This is a genomic window from Paraburkholderia sp. UYCP14C (assembly GCF_004197395.1).
Lineage (GTDB): Bacteria > Pseudomonadota > Gammaproteobacteria > Burkholderiales > Burkholderiaceae > Paraburkholderia.
Genome location: NZ_SELS01000018.1, coordinates 146,186 through 162,889, shown reverse-complemented (window position 1 = coordinate 162,889; position 16,704 = coordinate 146,186). Strand labels below are relative to the sequence as shown.

Annotated in this window: 15 protein-coding genes and 1 tRNA gene; 7 read left to right on the top strand and 9 right to left on the bottom strand. The window is 62.9% G+C overall.

Annotated elements, in window-relative coordinates; all coding sequences use genetic code 11:
• A partial coding sequence (locus tag EVC45_RS46165; RefSeq protein WP_211193437.1) for a hypothetical protein occupies positions 1 to 253 on the top strand: 253 nt, incomplete at its 5' end.
• Here EVC45_RS46165 and EVC45_RS18740 read toward each other — a convergent pair.
• From EVC45_RS18740 to cysS, 7 genes are all read right to left on the bottom strand, one after another.
• Entirely contained in the window at positions 250 to 888 is a 639-nt protein-coding gene (locus EVC45_RS18740) for a response regulator (RefSeq protein ID WP_129959472.1), read from the bottom strand. The genes EVC45_RS46165 and EVC45_RS18740 overlap by 4 nt on opposite strands.
• A 792-nt stretch (positions 889 to 1,680) precedes the next feature.
• Positions 1,681 to 1,774 (bottom strand) — tRNA-Ser (locus tag EVC45_RS18735).
• A gap of 180 nt (positions 1,775 to 1,954) precedes the next feature.
• Complete coding sequence (locus EVC45_RS18730; RefSeq protein WP_129959470.1) at positions 1,955 to 3,205, bottom strand: aspartate kinase; 1,251 nt, start codon at positions 3,203 to 3,205, stop codon at positions 1,955 to 1,957.
• Between the two features lie 418 nt (positions 3,206 to 3,623).
• Positions 3,624 to 5,099: a tRNA lysidine(34) synthetase TilS gene (gene tilS, locus EVC45_RS18725; protein ID WP_129959468.1), complete on the bottom strand. Its 1,476-nt coding sequence runs from the start codon at positions 5,097 to 5,099 to the stop codon at positions 3,624 to 3,626.
• Positions 5,100 to 5,152: 53 nt separating this feature from the next.
• Positions 5,153 to 6,124 (bottom strand): acetyl-CoA carboxylase carboxyltransferase subunit alpha, encoded by a 972-nt coding sequence (locus tag EVC45_RS18720; RefSeq protein WP_129959466.1) that lies wholly within the window; start codon positions 6,122 to 6,124, stop codon positions 5,153 to 5,155.
• 128 nt (positions 6,125 to 6,252) lie between these two features.
• The gene (locus EVC45_RS18715; RefSeq protein WP_129959464.1) at positions 6,253 to 7,362 is read right to left on the bottom strand and encodes a DNA-3-methyladenine glycosylase; all 1,110 of its coding nucleotides are present in this window, start codon (positions 7,360 to 7,362) and stop codon (positions 6,253 to 6,255) included.
• Positions 7,363 to 7,409: 47 nt separating this feature from the next.
• Positions 7,410 to 8,807: a cysteine--tRNA ligase gene (gene cysS, locus EVC45_RS18710; RefSeq protein ID WP_129959462.1), complete on the bottom strand. Its 1,398-nt coding sequence runs from the start codon at positions 8,805 to 8,807 to the stop codon at positions 7,410 to 7,412.
• Between the two features lie 251 nt (positions 8,808 to 9,058).
• On the opposite strand from cysS, the gene EVC45_RS18705 reads away from it, so the two are divergent.
• The 4 genes from EVC45_RS18705 (at position 9,059) to EVC45_RS18690 (ending at position 11,973) form a co-directional block, all read left to right on the top strand.
• Entirely contained in the window at positions 9,059 to 9,859 is an 801-nt protein-coding gene (locus tag EVC45_RS18705; protein WP_129959460.1) for a tetratricopeptide repeat protein, read from the top strand.
• 50 nt (positions 9,860 to 9,909) lie between these two features.
• Positions 9,910 to 10,491 (top strand): peptidylprolyl isomerase, encoded by a 582-nt coding sequence (locus EVC45_RS18700; RefSeq protein ID WP_129959458.1) that lies wholly within the window; start codon positions 9,910 to 9,912, stop codon positions 10,489 to 10,491.
• Positions 10,492 to 10,617: 126 nt separating this feature from the next.
• Entirely contained in the window at positions 10,618 to 11,112 is a 495-nt protein-coding gene (locus EVC45_RS18695) for a peptidylprolyl isomerase (protein ID WP_129959456.1), read from the top strand.
• A 63-nt stretch (positions 11,113 to 11,175) separates the two neighbouring features.
• Complete coding sequence (locus EVC45_RS18690) at positions 11,176 to 11,973, top strand: UDP-2,3-diacylglucosamine diphosphatase (protein WP_129959454.1); 798 nt, start codon at positions 11,176 to 11,178, stop codon at positions 11,971 to 11,973.
• A 55-nt stretch (positions 11,974 to 12,028) separates the two neighbouring features.
• On the opposite strand, the gene cysE is transcribed toward EVC45_RS18690, so the two are convergent.
• Together cysE and EVC45_RS18680 are read right to left on the bottom strand one after the other, a co-directional pair.
• Positions 12,029 to 12,862, bottom strand: a complete 834-nt coding sequence (cysE, locus tag EVC45_RS18685; protein WP_129959452.1) for a serine O-acetyltransferase — start codon at positions 12,860 to 12,862, stop codon at positions 12,029 to 12,031.
• A gap of 237 nt (positions 12,863 to 13,099) precedes the next feature.
• A complete protein-coding gene (locus EVC45_RS18680; RefSeq protein WP_129959450.1) occupies positions 13,100 to 13,930 on the bottom strand; it encodes an RNA methyltransferase in 831 nt (276 codons plus the stop codon).
• Between the two features lie 411 nt (positions 13,931 to 14,341).
• Here EVC45_RS18680 and EVC45_RS18675 point away from each other — a divergent pair, with 411 nt between their 5' ends.
• Positions 14,342 to 15,145: an inositol monophosphatase family protein gene (locus EVC45_RS18675; RefSeq protein ID WP_129959448.1), complete on the top strand. Its 804-nt coding sequence runs from the start codon at positions 14,342 to 14,344 to the stop codon at positions 15,143 to 15,145.
• 212 nt (positions 15,146 to 15,357) lie between these two features.
• Complete coding sequence (gene lplT / locus EVC45_RS18670; RefSeq protein WP_129959446.1) at positions 15,358 to 16,656, top strand: lysophospholipid transporter LplT; 1,299 nt, start codon at positions 15,358 to 15,360, stop codon at positions 16,654 to 16,656.
• Positions 16,657 to 16,704 lie beyond the last annotated feature (48 nt).

The following is a 16,704-nucleotide window of genomic DNA, read 5'->3' as shown; positions in this document are numbered from 1 at the left end:
TCTTCAACATCAACTACTCCAGTTTGGATCACACGTTTTACCCCAACTCTGTGTCCAGAAAAACCGGAGCCGCCGCATGGTGAATGTCGCCACGCCTTTTGCGCTGCTCCGGGGTGACGACGAATTATTACATTGCTTTTGCAGACGACAGCAATCCCGCAAATTATTCGATCGCTTTATCGTTATTTTTTGGAATAATTTGATCCAACCACCCGGACCAATGGTTTGCGCTGTCCGTTTGCCGAAAAACTAGCGTCGCGCGGGCAACATGTATTCAAACAGCTCGCGATCGTTGGTAAAGCCGAGCTTTTTCATGCCCTGTTTGCGCTGGGTACTGACCGTCTGCAGGCTCCGATGTCTTAATGTCGCAATTTCACTGATACTCATTCCGCTGACGTACAATCGCAGCACCTCCCCTTCACGCGCCGACAGATGTCCGACCTTCCTTGCTTCGAGTTCTTCGCAATGGTTAATACCGGTGATGCGCTGCACTGACGGCGCAATATAGAATTGACCGCGTGAAACCAGACGCACCGCACTAATCACCTCTTCTGGCGAGTCGTTTTTCAGCAATACGCCATGCGCCCGCGAATTGATGACCGCTCTCAATAACAAAGGATTGGTGAGCATGGTGACGAAGATGACCTTGGTGGACGGATAGGTCCGTCGCAACAGTGCCATCAGGGAGCCGCCGTCTCCGTATATGTCCCCGCGGATCTCGAAATCACTCAGCAGGACGTCGACCTCCTTTTCCCGAAGCAACTCGATGATTGCCGTGGAGTTTTCCGCCTCGCCGACTACTCGCAAGCCTGCCTGGCTTCCGAAAATGCACCGCATTCCTATCCGCAGAATCGAATTGCCGTCCGCGATAGCAATCTTAGTAAGCAAAACCCACCTCCAGATGATGGTTGCCTATCACAACTCCATCATTGAAAACCGATTTTAAGAATCTTCCCAAACCTCAAAATGCCCATTCCGCCATGAGAACAAAGATCGACAGCACAGTTAAAAGCAACTTGTTTAGATTATTGGAATCCAATACAAAATCATTAAACCAGCACCAACCGTGACCGATCTTTACGTCGCCGGATAACTCCGGCAAAGGTGGCAATTACCGTCTGCAGCGTCTTATTATCGCGTATTGTCGGCGCACCCACCAATATTCGAAATAGTATAAAAACGAAATATTTGTCAATGAATGCAAATGCCGAACAGATGTTTATTGATGCGCAGACGCAATGCATGTCATATTCTTAATATTAAATTCGTTCTGGATCGTATATTAAGAATTATCCGAAATTTGACAGAGCTTACGGGTAGGCGCATCGCGGCCACGCCCGACTCGGCGCAAAGCGCCGCAAGGCCGGTTACGGGGCACGTTGTGAACTGCAGCCGTTGCTGCTGTCCACTGAGTCGTCTGTGGGCCGGCGCGGGCGCCGACGGCGCCAGACATTCATCAGGAGACCTGCATATCCACGACGGACGTCGTCATACGCTGACGGATCGGGCGCTACCTGCCACCGGACGAGTCGATGGCCGACCGGACTTCACCGCGCACAGCCTGCAGCGAGCTGACGGAACAATCGGCGAGAGGTGTCGAGCGAGATCAAAATCGAAAAGACCTGCTGAAAAACAAAAACCCCGCAGAGCCTAGACTCTGCGGGGTTTCGCCACCATTGCTGGCGGAGACGGAGGGATTCGAACCCTCGATCCAGGTTTTGGCCCAGATGCTCCCTTAGCAGGGGAGTGCCTTCGACCTCTCGGCCACGTCTCCCAAACTTTCTGTCGCACAGGGAGTCAGTGCGACGAAGCCAAGATAATAGCGGGCCGGGCCGATAAGGTCAATGTCTGACGAACATTATTTGTGCCAACCTGGCGTCTCGCGACGCAATTCGTTCACGTGAACGCCACAAAACAAACGGGGCGCTCTGGAGCGCCCCGCTTTTCCCGCCATTTATGCCTGATCGAGTTCGAAGGCCTTATGCAGCGCGCGCACCGCGAGCTCCATGTACTTTTCGTCGATCAACACCGAAATCTTGATTTCCGAGGTCGAGATCATCTGAATGTTGATGCCCTCTTCCGACAGCGTGCGGAACATCTTGCTGGCGATACCGACGTGCGAGCGCATGCCCACGCCGACCACCGACACCTTCGACACCTTCGGGTCGCCCAGCACCTGCTCGGCCTGCACGTGCGCCTTCACCGTGCCGGTGAGGATCTCCATTGCGCGCGCATAGTCGCCGCGGCCAACGGTGAACGTGAACGCCGTCTTGCCCTCGACGCTCTGGTTCTGGATGATCATGTCGACGTCGATATTCGCGTCCGCCACCGGGCCGAGAATCTGATACGCGATGCCCGGCTTGTCGGGCACGCCCATCACGGCGATACGAGCTTCGTCGCGCTGGAACGCGATGCCCGAGATGACTGCTTTTTCCATGGTCTCGTCTTCTTCAAAAGTAATCAGGGTGCCCGACTTCATTTCTTCGTCGAGCGGCATCAGCGGATCGGTCAGGCTCGACAGCACGCGCGTCTTCACCTGATATTTGCCGGCGAATTCCACCGAGCGGATCTGCAGCACCTTCGAACCCAGGCTGGCCATTTCCAGCATTTCTTCGAACGTCACGCGGTCGAGCCGGCGCGCTTCTTCGACGACGCGCGGGTCGGTCGTGTACACACCGTCGACGTCCGTGTAGATCAGGCACTCGTCGGCCTTCAGCGCGGCCGCGACCGCGACCGCCGACGTGTCCGAGCCGCCACGGCCGAGCGTCGTGATGTGGCCTTCGGGGTCGATACCCTGGAAACCGGTGATCACGACCACCTTGCCGGCTGCGAGGTCGCGCTTGACGCGCTCGTCGTCGATTTCGCTGATGCGCGCTTTCGTAAATGCGCTATCGGTTTTGACTGCCACCTGCCAGCCTGCGTAGCTGACCGCGTCGACGCCGGCTTCCTGCAGCGCGATCGCGAGCAGACCCGAGCTGACCTGCTCGCCGGTGGCGGCGATCATGTCGAGTTCACGCGGGCTCGGTTGAGTCGTGATTTCTTTCGCGAGGCCAAGCAGGCGATTGGTTTCGCCGGACATTGCCGACGGCACGACGACCATCTGGTGGCCAGCCTTGTGCCATTTCGCGACGCGCCTGGCGACGTTCTTGATGCGCTCGACCGAGCCCATCGAGGTGCCGCCGTATTTATGTACGATGAGTGCCATTGTCGTTCTGAACTTGAAGAGAAACCGCGCTGGCGCGCTGGAGACGACCGCACAGAAAGCACAGGGGCGCAACGTCTCGTGAACGGCGGCGAAGTGTGTGGCGGCGTAGATGCAGCACGCGTGCAGCACGCGCGGATTTGCCCGGGATGAGATCGCAAATGGCTGATCGGATTTGAACGGCGGCGACGGATCACGCTCGCCAACCGGCACTAATAACGACCGAGAGCGACAAAAGCGACGGCGAAATCGGGTCGGGCAAACAAGCTAAAGTACCTGATTAGGCACAAAAAGACAAGACGCAACGAGGGTTCAAATGCGTCAAATCGGGCCTGCAATCGCCTGTTTTATCGTTGATTTGCGCCCTATTTCACGATTTCGACATTCGTGCGCGCGGCTTGCGCGACTGTCGGTCGGGCGCTCAGGCAATCAGCAGATCCTCGCGCCAGACGATTTTCACCCGCGCTTCGCGCTCCCGGGATACGTCGTGCACTGTTCCCCGATTCACCCCGATCAGCGGCACGAACAGCAGTTCATCGCCGACGTAAAGCAGTGGCACGTCGCGCTTCCATGCGGGAATGCCGCGTTCCTGAAACAGGTTCTTCAGCGTGCGGCTCGGCGCATTCGGCGCACCGATGCGCATGCGTTCGCCGCCGCGGCGCGCCCGCACGCTTAGCGACGCTCTTAGCAGGACGCTGACGGGAACCGTGTGGAATGCTTCGTCACGTGGCGCTTCGTCGGATGCGTCGGATGCGTCGGAACCAGCGGCTGCATCCACCACCGCAAACACGAACGTGCCGCGCCATTGCGGTAAATGCCAGACCTCTTGCCCCTGCCACGCGAGTTCGCTGATCTCGCGCTCGACGAGCGCGGTTTCGTCGGCGGGCTCGCTGCTATCGCCGGCCTCCCAGTAAACGAGACCGCGATAGCTGCGCAACGCATGCCCCGCGTGATCGATGCGCAAACGATGTCCGTCCTGCCCCGCACCAACTTCGCGCAACTGCCGCAGCGCATCCGCTACACGCGCGCTCGATGCCGCGACGAAGCCGAGCGTACGCATCCAGTAGCGCAGCAGATTCAGTGCGCGATCGTCGTCCAGTGCAAGCAGCGCGTCGTGCGCGAGCGCGCGTCCTTCATCGCGCGACGCGCTCTCCATGTCCGCGCGCGCGAGCGTATCGAGCAGGCGCTGCGCCGCTCCCGCATGCGCGGCCGTGCGCGCGAGCGCATCGCGAAAGCCCGGGAAGTGCACCGCGAGCACCGGCATCACCTGATGACGCAATGCGTTGCGCGCGTAACGCATGTCCGCATTCGATTCGTCGTCGATCCAGCGCAGCTTGCGCGCGCTCGCATAGTGTTCGAGTTGCGCGCGCAGCAGATGCAAAAGCGGCCGCACACGGGTCGTCGACGCACCCGCCGGCAGCGAGCCGGGCGCCATCGCCGCGAGACCTGCGAGCCCCGCGCCGCGCAGCAGTTGCAGCAGCACGGTCTCGGCCTGATCGTCGGCATGCTGCGCGAGCCATAGCGTGCGAATGCCGTGCGTTGCGCACATCGCGTCGAGCGCGCGATAACGCGCGTCGCGCGCCGCGGCCTCGATGCTCACGCCCGGCGCGCGCGAAACGTCCACGCGTCGCGCGTCGAATTCGACGCCACGTTCGCGCGCGAAAGCCTCGCAATGTGCAAGCCATGCATCGGCATTCGGACTCAAACCATGATGCACGTGTAGCGCGATACAACGCGACGCACCCGCGACACGCGCGGCCGCATCGAGCAGCACGCTTGAATCGACACCGCCGCTGAATGCGACCGCAATGCGCGCGTTCGGATCGAGCCCGGACAACGCCGCGCCGAGCGTTTCGATCACGAGGCGCTCGGCGGATGAGTCTGCGGTGGTGGTCACGTCGTTAGCGCGGACAGCGCCGGTGGACGATAGAGACAGGCCAACGCGCGGGCTTATGCGCCCGGCGTCGTTTCCTTGAATTTGCCGTACGCCATCAGCCGTTCGAAACGGCGTTCGCGCAGGTCGTGGGTGCTCATGCCCTGGAACTGGCGCAGCGAATCGGCGAGCGCGCGGCGCAGCATCGCGGCCATCCCCTTCGGATCGCGATGCGCGCCACCGAGCGGCTCGTTGACGATCTTATCGATCAGACCGAGCGCCTTCAGACGATGCGCGGTCAAGCCAAGCGCTTCCGCTGCTTCCGGCGCTTTCGCGGCGCTCTTCCACAGGATCGACGCGCAGCCTTCCGGCGAAATCACCGAATAGGTCGAGAACTGCAGCATCAGCACGCTGTCGGCCACCGCGATCGCGAGTGCGCCGCCCGAGCCGCCCTCGCCGATGATCGTCGCGATCAGCGGGGTCTTCAGCTCGGCCATCACGTACAGATTGCGGCCGATCGCTTCGGACTGGCCGCGCTCTTCCGCGCCGATGCCGGGGTACGCGCCCGGCGTGTCGATGAACGTGAAGATCGGCAGGCCGAACTTCTCGGCGAGGCGCATCAGACGCTCGGCCTTGCGATAGCCTTCCGGACGCGGCATGCCGAAGTTACGCAATGCGCGCTCTTTCGTGTCGCGGCCCTTCTGATGACCGATCACCATGCACGCCTGACCGTTGAAACGCGCGAGACCGCCGACGATCGACAGATCGTCCGCGAAGTTGCGGTCGCCGTGCAGTTCGTGGAAGTCGGTGAACAGCTCGCTCACGTAGTCGAACGTGTACGGACGCTGCGGATGACGGGCGATTTGCGAAACCTGCCACGGTGTGAGGTTCGCATACAGATCTTTGGTGAGCTGCTGGCTCTTCTTGGACAGCCGCTCGATCTCTTCCGAAATATCGACGGCCGAGTCGTCCTGCACGAAGCGCAATTCTTCGATCTTCGCTTCGAGTTCAGCGATCGGCTGTTCGAAATCCAGAAACGTGGTCTTCATTGGTTTTAATCCTTGGACTTACCGGGCAGCGCGTATTCTAACCGCGCGCGCCGATGTCAAAACCATTTCTCAACTATCGACATCATATCCGCGATAGTCTTTGAAACGGCTTCGTTTCCTGTTCTTCTTCAGTAGTCGACCGGCAACGGATCGAGACTACGCCACATATACCACGTCGCCACCGTGCGCCACGGCTCCCAGTTCGCGGCAACCTCGCGCGCTTCGCTGCGCGTGACGGGTTCGCCGCTGAAATAGTTGACGCTGATCGCGCGGATCAACCCGAGGTCGTCGAGCGGCAGCACGTCGGGACGCGACAGGTTGAAGATCAGGAACATTTCCGCGGTCCAGCGGCCGATGCCGCGAATCTGCGTGAGTTCGGCGATCACCGCCTCGTCGTCCATCGACGTCCACTTGCCGACGTGCAACGCGCCCGATACGAAGTGCTGCGCGAGATCGAGTACGTACTCGGCCTTGCGCTTCGACAGGCCGCACCCGGTCAGCTTCTCGAGACCGAGCTTAATGAACTGCTGCGGCACGAGCTTCGGACAGGCCGCTTCGACCCTCGCCCACACCGCCTGCGCCGACGCGACCGAAATCTGCTGGCCGACCACCGAGCGCGCAAGCGTGACGAACGGATCGCCACGACTCAGCAGATGCACGGGCCCGAACTTCGGAATCAGCTTCTTCAGAATGCGATCGCGCTTGACGAGATCCGCGCACGCCTTGTCCCAATACGCGGGACGCGTAACTTCGGGCGCGAGACCGCCGATCTGCACCGGCACCGCAACTTCGTTCGCGAGCGATGCGACGCCAGCCGCTTCGCCGCCCGCGCTTACCGTGCTCGCCGAGGCGGCCGATACGCGCGTCTTGCGTACGACTTCGCCCGCGTTCGTGTCGCGCGCGAGCTCCTGCACGTCGCGGGCGAGCTCGCCTGCAAGTTTGGCCGGCACCGCGCCGTTGCCTTTCGCACGCGAGGCCGCGCCTGCGCGTTTCGCAGGTGCATGCGCGACTTCAGTGACCGCGCCGCCCGCGCCATTGAGCGAACGTTTGGCCGCGCTCTTCTTCGGCGCCGCCGAGCCGGCTTTCGACGGCGCTTTGTCTACCGCGCCACCGCCCGCACGAGTCGACGCACGCGTCGATTTAACTGCGGCAGCCGTTGCTGCGGTAGCCGTCGCTGCGGCTGCCGCACTGGTTTGAGACGTCGCGCGTTTAGCCGGCGTCTTCGTGGCCGTTGCCATCCTGCCTCCTGCCTGGCGAGTCGTTCAGAGGGAAGTACGAGGTGCGCTCACACGCGCCGCCACTCGGTCAACCCGCCGGGTTTGTCTTCAAGGGCAACGCCGGCATCGAGCAATTCAGCCCGGATCCGGTCTGCTGCCGCATAGTCCTTTGCCTTCTTGGCGGCGATGCGCGCGGCGATCTTCGCTTCGATCGCAGCGGGCTCGAGCGCGCCCTCGGCTGCAGCACCCGCTGCCTGCTGCAGGTATGCACGCGGTTCGCGACCGAGCAGCCCGAGCACCGCGCCAAGCGCGCGCAATTGACGGGCCAGCGCGGGATCGCGCGTGCGGTTCACTTCAGTGGCCAGTTCGAACAGCACCGACACGGCCACCGGCGTGTTGAAGTCGTCATTCATCGCCGTCCGGAAACGCTGCGCGTACGCTTCGTTCCAGTCGAGCGCGGCGCTATCGGGCGTCACGTCTTTCAACGCCGTGTACAAACGCGCGAGTGCATTGCGCGCGTCGTCGATATGCACGTCGCTGTAGTTCAGCGGCGAGCGATAATGCGCGCGCGCGATGAAGAAGCGCACCACCTCTGCATCGTACTGCGCGAGCACTTCACGAATCGTAAAAAAATTGTTCAACGACTTCGACATCTTCTCATTGTCGATCTGTACGTAGCCGTTGTGCATCCAGTAATTGACGAATGTTTGTCCGGTCGCGGCCTCACTTTGCGCGATCTCGTTTTCGTGGTGCGGAAACTGCAGATCCTGGCCGCCACCATGAATGTCGAACTGGTCGCCGAGCAGCGTGCAGCCCATCGCCGAGCACTCGATGTGCCAACCGGGACGACCACGCCCGTACTTCGAGTCCCACCCGGTGTCGGCCGGCTCCTCGGGCTTGGCCTGCTTCCACAGCACGAAGTCGAGCGGGTCCTGTTTCGCGTCGTTGGCCGCGACGCGTTCGCCCGCGCGCAGGTCTTCGAGCGACTTGCCCGACAGCTTGCCGTAGCCTGCGAATTTGCGTACCGCGTAGTTGACGTCGCCATCGCTCGCCTGGTAAGCGTAGCCATTTTCCTCGAGCGTTTCGATCATGCCGAGCATCTGCGGAATGAAGTCGGTCGCGCGCGGCTCGATGTCCGGACGCTCGATGCCCAGCGCGTCCGCGTCTTCATGCAGCGCGGCGATGAAGCGATCCGTCAGCGATTTGATGGTTTCACCGTTCTCGACTGCGCGCTTGATGATCTTGTCGTCGATATCGGTAATGTTGCGCACGTAGGTCACGTCGTAGCCGAGCGTGCGCAACCAGCGCTGCACGACGTCGAACACGACCATCACCCTCGCATGACCGACGTGACAATAGTCGTACACGGTCATCCCGCAGACGTACATCCGCACGACACCTTCGCGCAGCGGCACGAAAGTCTGTTTGTCACGCGCGAGCGTGTTGTAGATGCGCAGAGATTCCATAGAGAGCGGTGCGTGGGCCGAAAGAAGTCCGCATTGTGCTTCATGCGCGCCGCGACCCGCGATACGAACAGGACAACGGGTGCATCGCATACAGCTTAAACCGGCGCACCCTCGTGCGGCGATCTGGCTGCAGACGACGCTGCGAACCGGGCGGAGACGGCCACGAGTGGCGAAAAGACAGTCGGCGGTTCGACGGAACGCGCAGACCTTTTGTTAGAATGGCTCGGAGTATAACATCCAGACCTAAGCCTATGAAACACTCCAGCGGCCGCGCGCGCAGCGCTGCGACCCTCGCCGCGACTGCGTTTGGCGACGTTGTCGGCGGCGTTGTTGGCGGCGTTACTTTCGAAGCGGCGCGCGCCCTCGCATGGCGCGTCACCTTGGTTGCCGCGCTTGCCGCGGTGCCGGTCGCGAGCGCTTATGCGCAGAAGGCCGCGGTGATGCCGCAAGGCCCTGCCGTGCGCGACAATACGCCGGAAATCGACGCGTCGATCGCGCAGAAGAACTGGCAAGCCGCACTGACCCAACTCGATGCACGCGTCGCCGCGAATCCTCGCGACGCACAAGCGAAGTTCAAACGCGCAAACGTGCTCGTGCATCTGAATCGCGACGACGAAGCAATCGCCGCGTTCACCGAACTCACGCAGCTGTATCCCGAGTTGCCCGAGCCGTACAACAACCTCGCCACGCTCTTCGCGAGGCAAGGTCGCCTGAGCGAAGCGCGCGCCGCGCTCGAGATGGCCACCCAGGTCAATCCGAACTACGGCCTCGCGTTCGAAAACCTTGGCGACCTCTATCTGCGCCTGGCCGATGCCGCTTACCGTCGCGCCGAGAGCCTCGGCAAGGCGAGCCCGCGCACCGCGCAGCGTCTCGCGGACATCCAGAAGGTGGTGTCGCCCGCGGCTCCCGCCGCCGCGGCGTCGCAGCCCGCTGCCGGGGAAACCGCGCCCGCCGCGCACCCCACGTCGAACATCATTGAAAGCCCGAGCTTCCAGTTCGGCGGCCCGAATGGCTCGCTCGCCATGCCGCCATACATGGCGCCGTCGCGCTAAGCGCCGGGCTCGTTGCCGGCCGCACGTTTTCTCCAACCCCGAGGATTTTCATGAAATGGTTGATGTTGGCGCTCGGCAGCGCCGCCCTGATCGCAAACGCACCCGCCTTTGCGCAGTCCGGTTCGCAGGCCGTTCACCCCACCGTGCTGCTGAAGACGTCGGAGGGTGACATTCGCGTCGAACTCTATCCCGAGAAAGCGCCAAAGACAGTCGCGAATTTCCTCGACTACGTGAAAGCGGGCCAATATAGCGGCACGATCTTTCATCGCGTAATTCCTGGCTTCATGATCCAGGGCGGCGGCTATACGCAAAGCTTCGTCGAGAAGCCGACGCGCGCGCCGATTCCGCTCGAGAGCCGCAACGGTCTGAAGAACACCACGGGCACGCTCGCGATGGCGCGCACGAGCGACCCGAATTCGGCCACCGCACAGTTCTTCATCAACACGGTGGACAATGCCAATCTCGACTACCCGAATCCGGACGGCAACGGCTACGCGGTGTTCGGCAAGGTCACGGGCGGCATGGACGTCGTGAAGCGCATCGAAGGCACGCCCACCACCACGCGCGGTCCGATGCGCGACGTGCCGCAGAAGCCGATCGTGATCCAGTCGGCGACGGTGGTGAGCAAGTAAGAGCGGGTGAGCTAGCGACCACGCGCGGTCGCAGCCCGGCCCCAACCAACGCCCCGGCGCGGCCTGTCGTCAGCGCATGACGACGCGCCGCGCCTTTTATCCACCTGTTCATCAAAGGATTCCATCATGGTTGAACTGCATACGAACCACGGCGTCATCAAACTCGAACTGAACGCCGAAAAGGCGCCGAAGTCGGTCGAGAACTTCCTGAACTACGTGAAGGCCGGCCACTACGACAACACGGTGTTTCACCGCGTGATCGACGGCTTCATGATCCAGGGCGGCGGCTTCGAACCCGGCATGAAGCAGAAGCCGACGGCCGAGCCGATCACCAACGAAGCGAACAACGGTCTGAAGAACGAGAACGGCTCGATCGCGATGGCGCGTACCAACGACCCGCATTCGGCGACCGCGCAATTCTTCATCAACGTGAACGACAACGACTTCCTGAACCATTCGTCGCCGACGCCGCAAGGCTGGGGCTACGCGGTGTTCGGCAAGGTCGTCGAAGGCATGGACGTGGTCGAGAAGATCCGCAAGGTCAAGACCGGCTCGAAGGGCTTCCATCAGGACGTGCCGGTCGATGACGTCGTGATCGAAAAGGCTGTCGTCGTCGGCTAAACCGTGAGTGAGTCGCGCCCCACGCGGGCGTCGACTCGTTTGAACTGAAATCAGGCACCTTCAATGCTGCAAGAGACGCCGCTGCGAAGCGTCGCCGCGGGCGTGCCTGGCGAGGGCCAACGCCCGCACGCCGCACGCCCTTTCTTCTTCCTCTCCGATCTGCATCTGAGCGAGGCGATTCCGCGCACGGTCGCCGCGTTCGAGCATTTCATCCGCGTGAACGCGGAAGCGGCCGATTCGGTGTTCATCCTCGGCGACCTGTTCGAGTACTGGGTCGGCGACGACATGCTGAGCGAGCCGTTCGTCGCGCATATTGCGACGTTGTTGCACACGCTGTCCGAGCGCGGCATCGCGCTCTACATCATGCACGGCAACCGCGACTTTCTGCTGGGCAAGCGCTTCATGAAAGCGGCCGGCGCGATCTGGCTGCCCGATCCGTTCGTGATCACCGCGTTCGGCACACGCATTGCGCTCGCCCATGGCGACGGCCTGTGCACCGCGGATCGCGGTTATCAGTTGTTCAGGCGTTTCGCGCGCAATCGGCTCGCGCAGACACTATTTCTCGCGTGGCCGTTTCGCTGGCGTCGCAAGCTCGCCGAAAACATGCGCTCGAAGAGCGAGCATGGCCGTACGCGACCGATGTCGATCAAATACAACGTGACCCCGGCAGGGGTCGCCGCATTGTTCAAGAAATCGAAGACGGCGACGATCATTCATGGGCATACGCATCTGCCCGCGCGGCATCGTGAGCCGGGCGGCACGCGCTGGGTTCTGCCGGACTGGGATCTCGATCACGGCGAGCGCCGTGGCGGCTATCTGAAGATCGATGCAGACGGGATTCGAGCGTTACCGCTGGATTGACCAGGTTTGACCCGGCAGGTCTGGCGTGCGCTTCGCGCCGCCGGGGCGCCGCAAGCTAGCGCTCCGCCGCCCCCTCCACCTTCCCCGCGATCGCCGCCGACAGCCGCCGCAAATCGAGCAACGCCGCATCCGCGCCTTGCAGCCCTTCGAGGCTCGTGCCGAGTCGCTCGAGTGCATCGACGATTTCATCGATACGTCGCGCCTGGGTAGCCGCATGATCGATCAGCCCGTGAATCGCAAGGGATACCGGATCGTCCGCATTGGGCGTGATGCCGTATGCGCAAAACGCGCTGGTTTCGCTGCCGCGCTTGGCATCACGCGCGGCGTTGCTCGCATTCGTGTTCGCGCCGTTCGCGTTCGCGGCGACCGACGCCGCCGGCATGATGATCCGCGCCGGATTGCCGACCGCCGTGCCCCGCGCGGGCACCGGCTTCGTCACCACCGCGTTCGAGCCGATCTTCGCGTCCGCGCCGACCGTGAAGCCGCCGAGCACCTTCGCCCCCGCACCGACGATCACACCACGCTCGAGCGTCGGATGCCGCTTCGCGCCCCGCGTGAGCGACGTGCCACCGAGCGTCACACCCTGATAGATCGTGCAGTCGTCGCCGATTTGCGCGGTCTCGCCGATCACGACGCCCATGCCGTGATCGATGAACACGCGCCGGCCGACAGTGGCGCCCGGATGGATCTCGATGCCGGTCATGAAGCGCGCCATCTGCGACACGAAACGTGCGAGCCAGCGGCGCTTCGCGCGCCAGCAAGCGTGCGCGATCCGGTGCAGCACGAGCGCGTGCAGTCCCGGATAACACGTGAGCACTTCCCATGCACTGCGGGCGGCGGGATCGCGCTCGCGGATCGTGGCGATATCTTCGCGAAGTCTCGTGAACATGGCAGGGACTGGGTTGTTGGGGGAAAAGCCGTCTGCGTGCGCGGCTCCGCGCGCCTGGCGCTTGCGCGCCACACATGACGGCATCGCTGCCGCTTAGCTCGGCGGCAGCTTTGCTTCTGACGTTTCGTGGATTGTAGGTTGATTGCGCGAAACCTGCCGGAAGTCCCCGTCGCCTGCAAGGTTGTCGTCAGATGAAGGCGGCGCATCAGGTGAGCCGTGATGCGCCGTCAATGGAGGTCAGTCGGTCCGCGTGGTCTTGAGCAGGATGTGCTTGGCGATGCCGCGCACGATGTTGACCTCCTCACGCTCGAGGCCCGAGCGCGCGAAGAGCCGCCGCAAGCGTGACATCAGCTTCTTCGGATTGGCCGGATCGAGAAACTCGAGCGCGACCAGCGCGCTTTCGAGATGCGCGAACATGCTTTCGATCTCGTCGCTGGCCGCCATCTGCGCGCGCGTACCGGCTGATTCGGACTGCACTGCGACGGCTGCCGCGGTGGGCCCGCCGTCAGTCGTTTCATCCACGCCGAGGTACGCGGTGCGCAACTCGTAGGCGAGCACCTGCACCGCTTGCGCGAGATTGAGCGAGCTATAGGCCGGATTGGCCGGAATATGCGCGATCGCGCTGCATCGCTCGACGTCCTCGTTCGACAAACCCGTGCGCTCGTTGCCGAACACCAGCGCGATCTCGCCATGGGTCGCCTCTCCGTGCGCGGCGGCGGCCGCCGCGCGCGGCGTCCATTGCGGCGGACCGTATTCGCGCAGCCGCGCGGTCAGCGCGATCGACCAGTGCACGCCGGTCAGCGCGTCGGCGAGGGTCGGCACCACGTGCACGGAGGCGAGCACGTCGTCGGCGCCGCTCGCCATCGCGATCGCCTCGGGATCGTTCTGCACGTTGGGCACGCGCGGCGACACCAGCACGAGCCGCGAAAAACCCATGGTTTTCAACGCGCGCGCCGCGGCGCCGACATTGCCCGGATGGCTGGGCTCGACCAGCACGAAACGCGTCGATGTGAAGCCGCCGCGCAAATCGGCCACGGCGGGGTCGGAGGAATGGTGCGTGTGATCCACGATGAAACTCGACTGGCTAGGACTCAAGACGCGTATGGTAGCGCCAACGGGCGCCTATGCCGAATCGGACGTACGCGCGAGCCATGCGCGCGTACGAGGACGCAGCGTCTGATCGGCACCGGCGGGCGGCAGCGCGGCACATCGGCCGTACGTGAGCGGGCGCCTGCGCGAGGGCGCCCGGACTCAGGTAAAATACCGCTTTTCGCGTCCGGCGCCGACGTCTGCTGAAGCTTTCCGTCGAACCGGTCGCACCGTTCTTATTCAATTCGTCTCCGTCGACGGAAGGCGCTCCGGTTCGATAGCCGGCCCGCCGTTCCGTGCTGTTTTTGCGTCGTTGCGGCGCCCGTCAATTCGGGTTTCGCGCTCATTTACCGGCCGGCAGCCTTGCTGCCCCGGCACAAGGATCAGTTTATGCATCCCATGCTCAATATCGCTGTGAAGGCCGCGCGCCGCGCAGCTCAGATCATCAATCGCGCATCGCTCGATCTCGACCTGATTCAGGTCAGCAAAAAGCAGCACAACGATTTCGTCACGGAGGTCGATAAAGCGTCCGAAGCGGCGATCATCGAAACGCTGAAGACCGCCTATCCCGATCACGCGATCCTCGCCGAAGAGTCGGGCAAGTCGGACGAAGATTCCGAATACCAGTGGATCATCGATCCGCTCGACGGCACCACCAACTTCATCCACGGCTTCCCGTATTACTGCGTGTCGATTGCGCTCGCGCACAAGGGAATCATCACCCAGGCCGTCGTCTACGATCCGAACCACAACGATCTGTTCACCGCATCGCGCGGCCGTGGCGCGTTCCTCAACGATCGCCGCCTGCGCGTCGCCAAGCGCGACCGCCTCGCCGACGGCCTGATCGGCACCGGTTTCCCGTTCCGCCAGTCGGACAACCTCGAATCGTACGGCCGCCAATTCGCCGAGATGACCGAAGCCTGCGCGGGCCTGCGCCGTCCGGGCGCCGCCGCGCTCGATCTGGCCTACGTCGCGGCCGGCCGCATGGACGGCTTCTTCGAGCAGGGCCTGAACGCATGGGACGTCGCGGCGGGCAGCCTGCTGATCACGGAAGCCGGCGGTCTGGTCGGCAACTACACCGGCGATTCGGAGTTCCTGCACGTCGGCGAAGTGGTCGCGGGCAACCCGAAGATCTACGCGCAGATGATCCCGATCCTGTCGCGCTACAGCCGCACACGCCAGCCGTCGGCGTAAGGTGCGCCGCCGCGGCCGGTCCGCGGCATCGCATAACGGTTGTACAGAAAAGCGGCTTCGGCCGCTTTTTTGTTGGCGGCGCTGCAGTGCGTGGTGCTCCGTGCTAAAAGGCGGGGAGTCATTCACGGCGGGACTCGACCGGGACCATTCCCTGCTTCCTGCCACTTTGACCCTGCCCGACTTCCACCCCGCGCGCAGCCTCCAACCTGCCCATGAAAAAAGGCTTCCACACGATCATCGCGGCACAGTTCGTTTCGTCGCTGGCCGACAATGCGCTGTTGATTGCTGCGATCGCCCTGCTTTCCGTGATTCGCTCGGCCGCGTGGGTCACGCCGCTGCTGCAGATTTTCTTCACGATCTCGTACGTGCTGCTCGCGCCGTTCGTTGGCGCGTTCGCCGACTCGATGCAGAAGCGCCACGTGATGTTCATCTCCAACGCGCTGAAGGCGAGCGGCTGCCTGATGATGATCGTCGGTGTTCATCCGATGATCGCCTACGGCGTGGTCGGCTTCGGCGCAGCCGCCTATTCGCCCGCCAAGTACGGCATCCTCACCGAGCTGCTGCCCGCGGAAAAGCTCGTGCAGGCGAACGCGTGGCTCGAATCGGCGACGGTGCTGTCGACGATCGTCGGCACGATGCTCGGCGGTGCGTTGATCAGTACGGTCGTCGAGCATTTCGTCACGCGTGTGCATGTGCCGCTGATCCGCTCGGCGGCCGATCTCGCGATGGGCGCGGTGATGCTCACCTACGCGATCGCCGCCGCGATCAACGTCTTCATTCCGGACACCGGCGCGCGCTATCCGAACCGGCTGAGCGAGCCGAAGAAGCTGCTCGGCGATTTCCATCACTGCTTTCACGTGCTGTGGGCCGACCGGCTCGCGCAGATCGCGCTGTGGGTGACCACGCTGATGTGGGGAGGCGCGGTGACGATGCAGCTGCTGGTGCTCAAATGGGCGAACGTGAACCTCGGGCTGTCGTTGTCGAAAGCAGCGGTGATGCAGGGGGTAACGGGCTTCGGCATTGCGATCGGCGCGGCAGGCGCGGCCGCGCTGATTCCGCTGCGCCGCTCGCTGAAGGTGTTGCCGGTCGGCGTGCTGACGGGCGCGGTGGCGATCGCGATGGCCTTCTACAACAAGGACCTGTTCCCGGCCGGCGCGGGCCTGCGCTTCGGCACGCACGTCGCGCCCTACTACATCCTGTTGGCCTATCCGCTGATGATCGTGCTCGGCGCGTTGTCGGGCTTTTTCATCGTGCCGATGAACGCGATCCTGCAGCATCGCGGCGCGACGCTTCTGTCGGCCGGTCACTCGATCGCCGTGCAGAATTTCAACCAGAATCTCGCGGTGCTGCTGATGCTCGGCGTGTACGCGCTGCTGCTCACGGCGAAGATGCCCGCGCAGTGGATCATCGTCGTGTTCGGCAGCTTCATCACGCTGCTGATGTGGCTCGCGAAACGCCGCAGCGCCGCGAACGAACGCAGGGTGGACATGCGGGCGATGATCGGGGAATGAATGCATCACAAGGCTCCGGCAATGACGGCACGAGACGCGGCTCGACGG

Bases quoted from the DNA above. Each gene is read 5' to 3' on its own strand.
- EVC45_RS18730 (WP_129959470.1), bottom strand. From the start codon at position 3,205: ATGGCACTCATCGTACATAAATACGGCGGCACCTCGATGGGCTCGGTC.
- EVC45_RS18720 (WP_129959466.1), bottom strand. From the start codon at position 6,124: ATGAAGACCACGTTTCTGGATTTCGAACAGCCGATCGCTGAACTCGAA.
- EVC45_RS18715 (WP_129959464.1), bottom strand. From the start codon at position 7,362: ATGGCAACGGCCACGAAGACGCCGGCTAAACGCGCGACGTCTCAAACC.
- cysS (WP_129959462.1), bottom strand. From the start codon at position 8,807: ATGGAATCTCTGCGCATCTACAACACGCTCGCGCGTGACAAACAGACT.
- EVC45_RS18705 (WP_129959460.1), top strand. From the start codon at position 9,059: ATGAAACACTCCAGCGGCCGCGCGCGCAGCGCTGCGACCCTCGCCGCG.
- EVC45_RS18700 (WP_129959458.1), top strand. From the start codon at position 9,910: ATGAAATGGTTGATGTTGGCGCTCGGCAGCGCCGCCCTGATCGCAAAC.
- EVC45_RS18695 (WP_129959456.1), top strand. From the start codon at position 10,618: ATGGTTGAACTGCATACGAACCACGGCGTCATCAAACTCGAACTGAAC.
- EVC45_RS18690 (WP_129959454.1), top strand. From the start codon at position 11,176: ATGCTGCAAGAGACGCCGCTGCGAAGCGTCGCCGCGGGCGTGCCTGGC.
- cysE (WP_129959452.1), bottom strand. From the start codon at position 12,862: ATGTTCACGAGACTTCGCGAAGATATCGCCACGATCCGCGAGCGCGAT.
- EVC45_RS18675 (WP_129959448.1), top strand. From the start codon at position 14,342: ATGCATCCCATGCTCAATATCGCTGTGAAGGCCGCGCGCCGCGCAGCT.
- lplT (WP_129959446.1), top strand. From the start codon at position 15,358: ATGAAAAAAGGCTTCCACACGATCATCGCGGCACAGTTCGTTTCGTCG.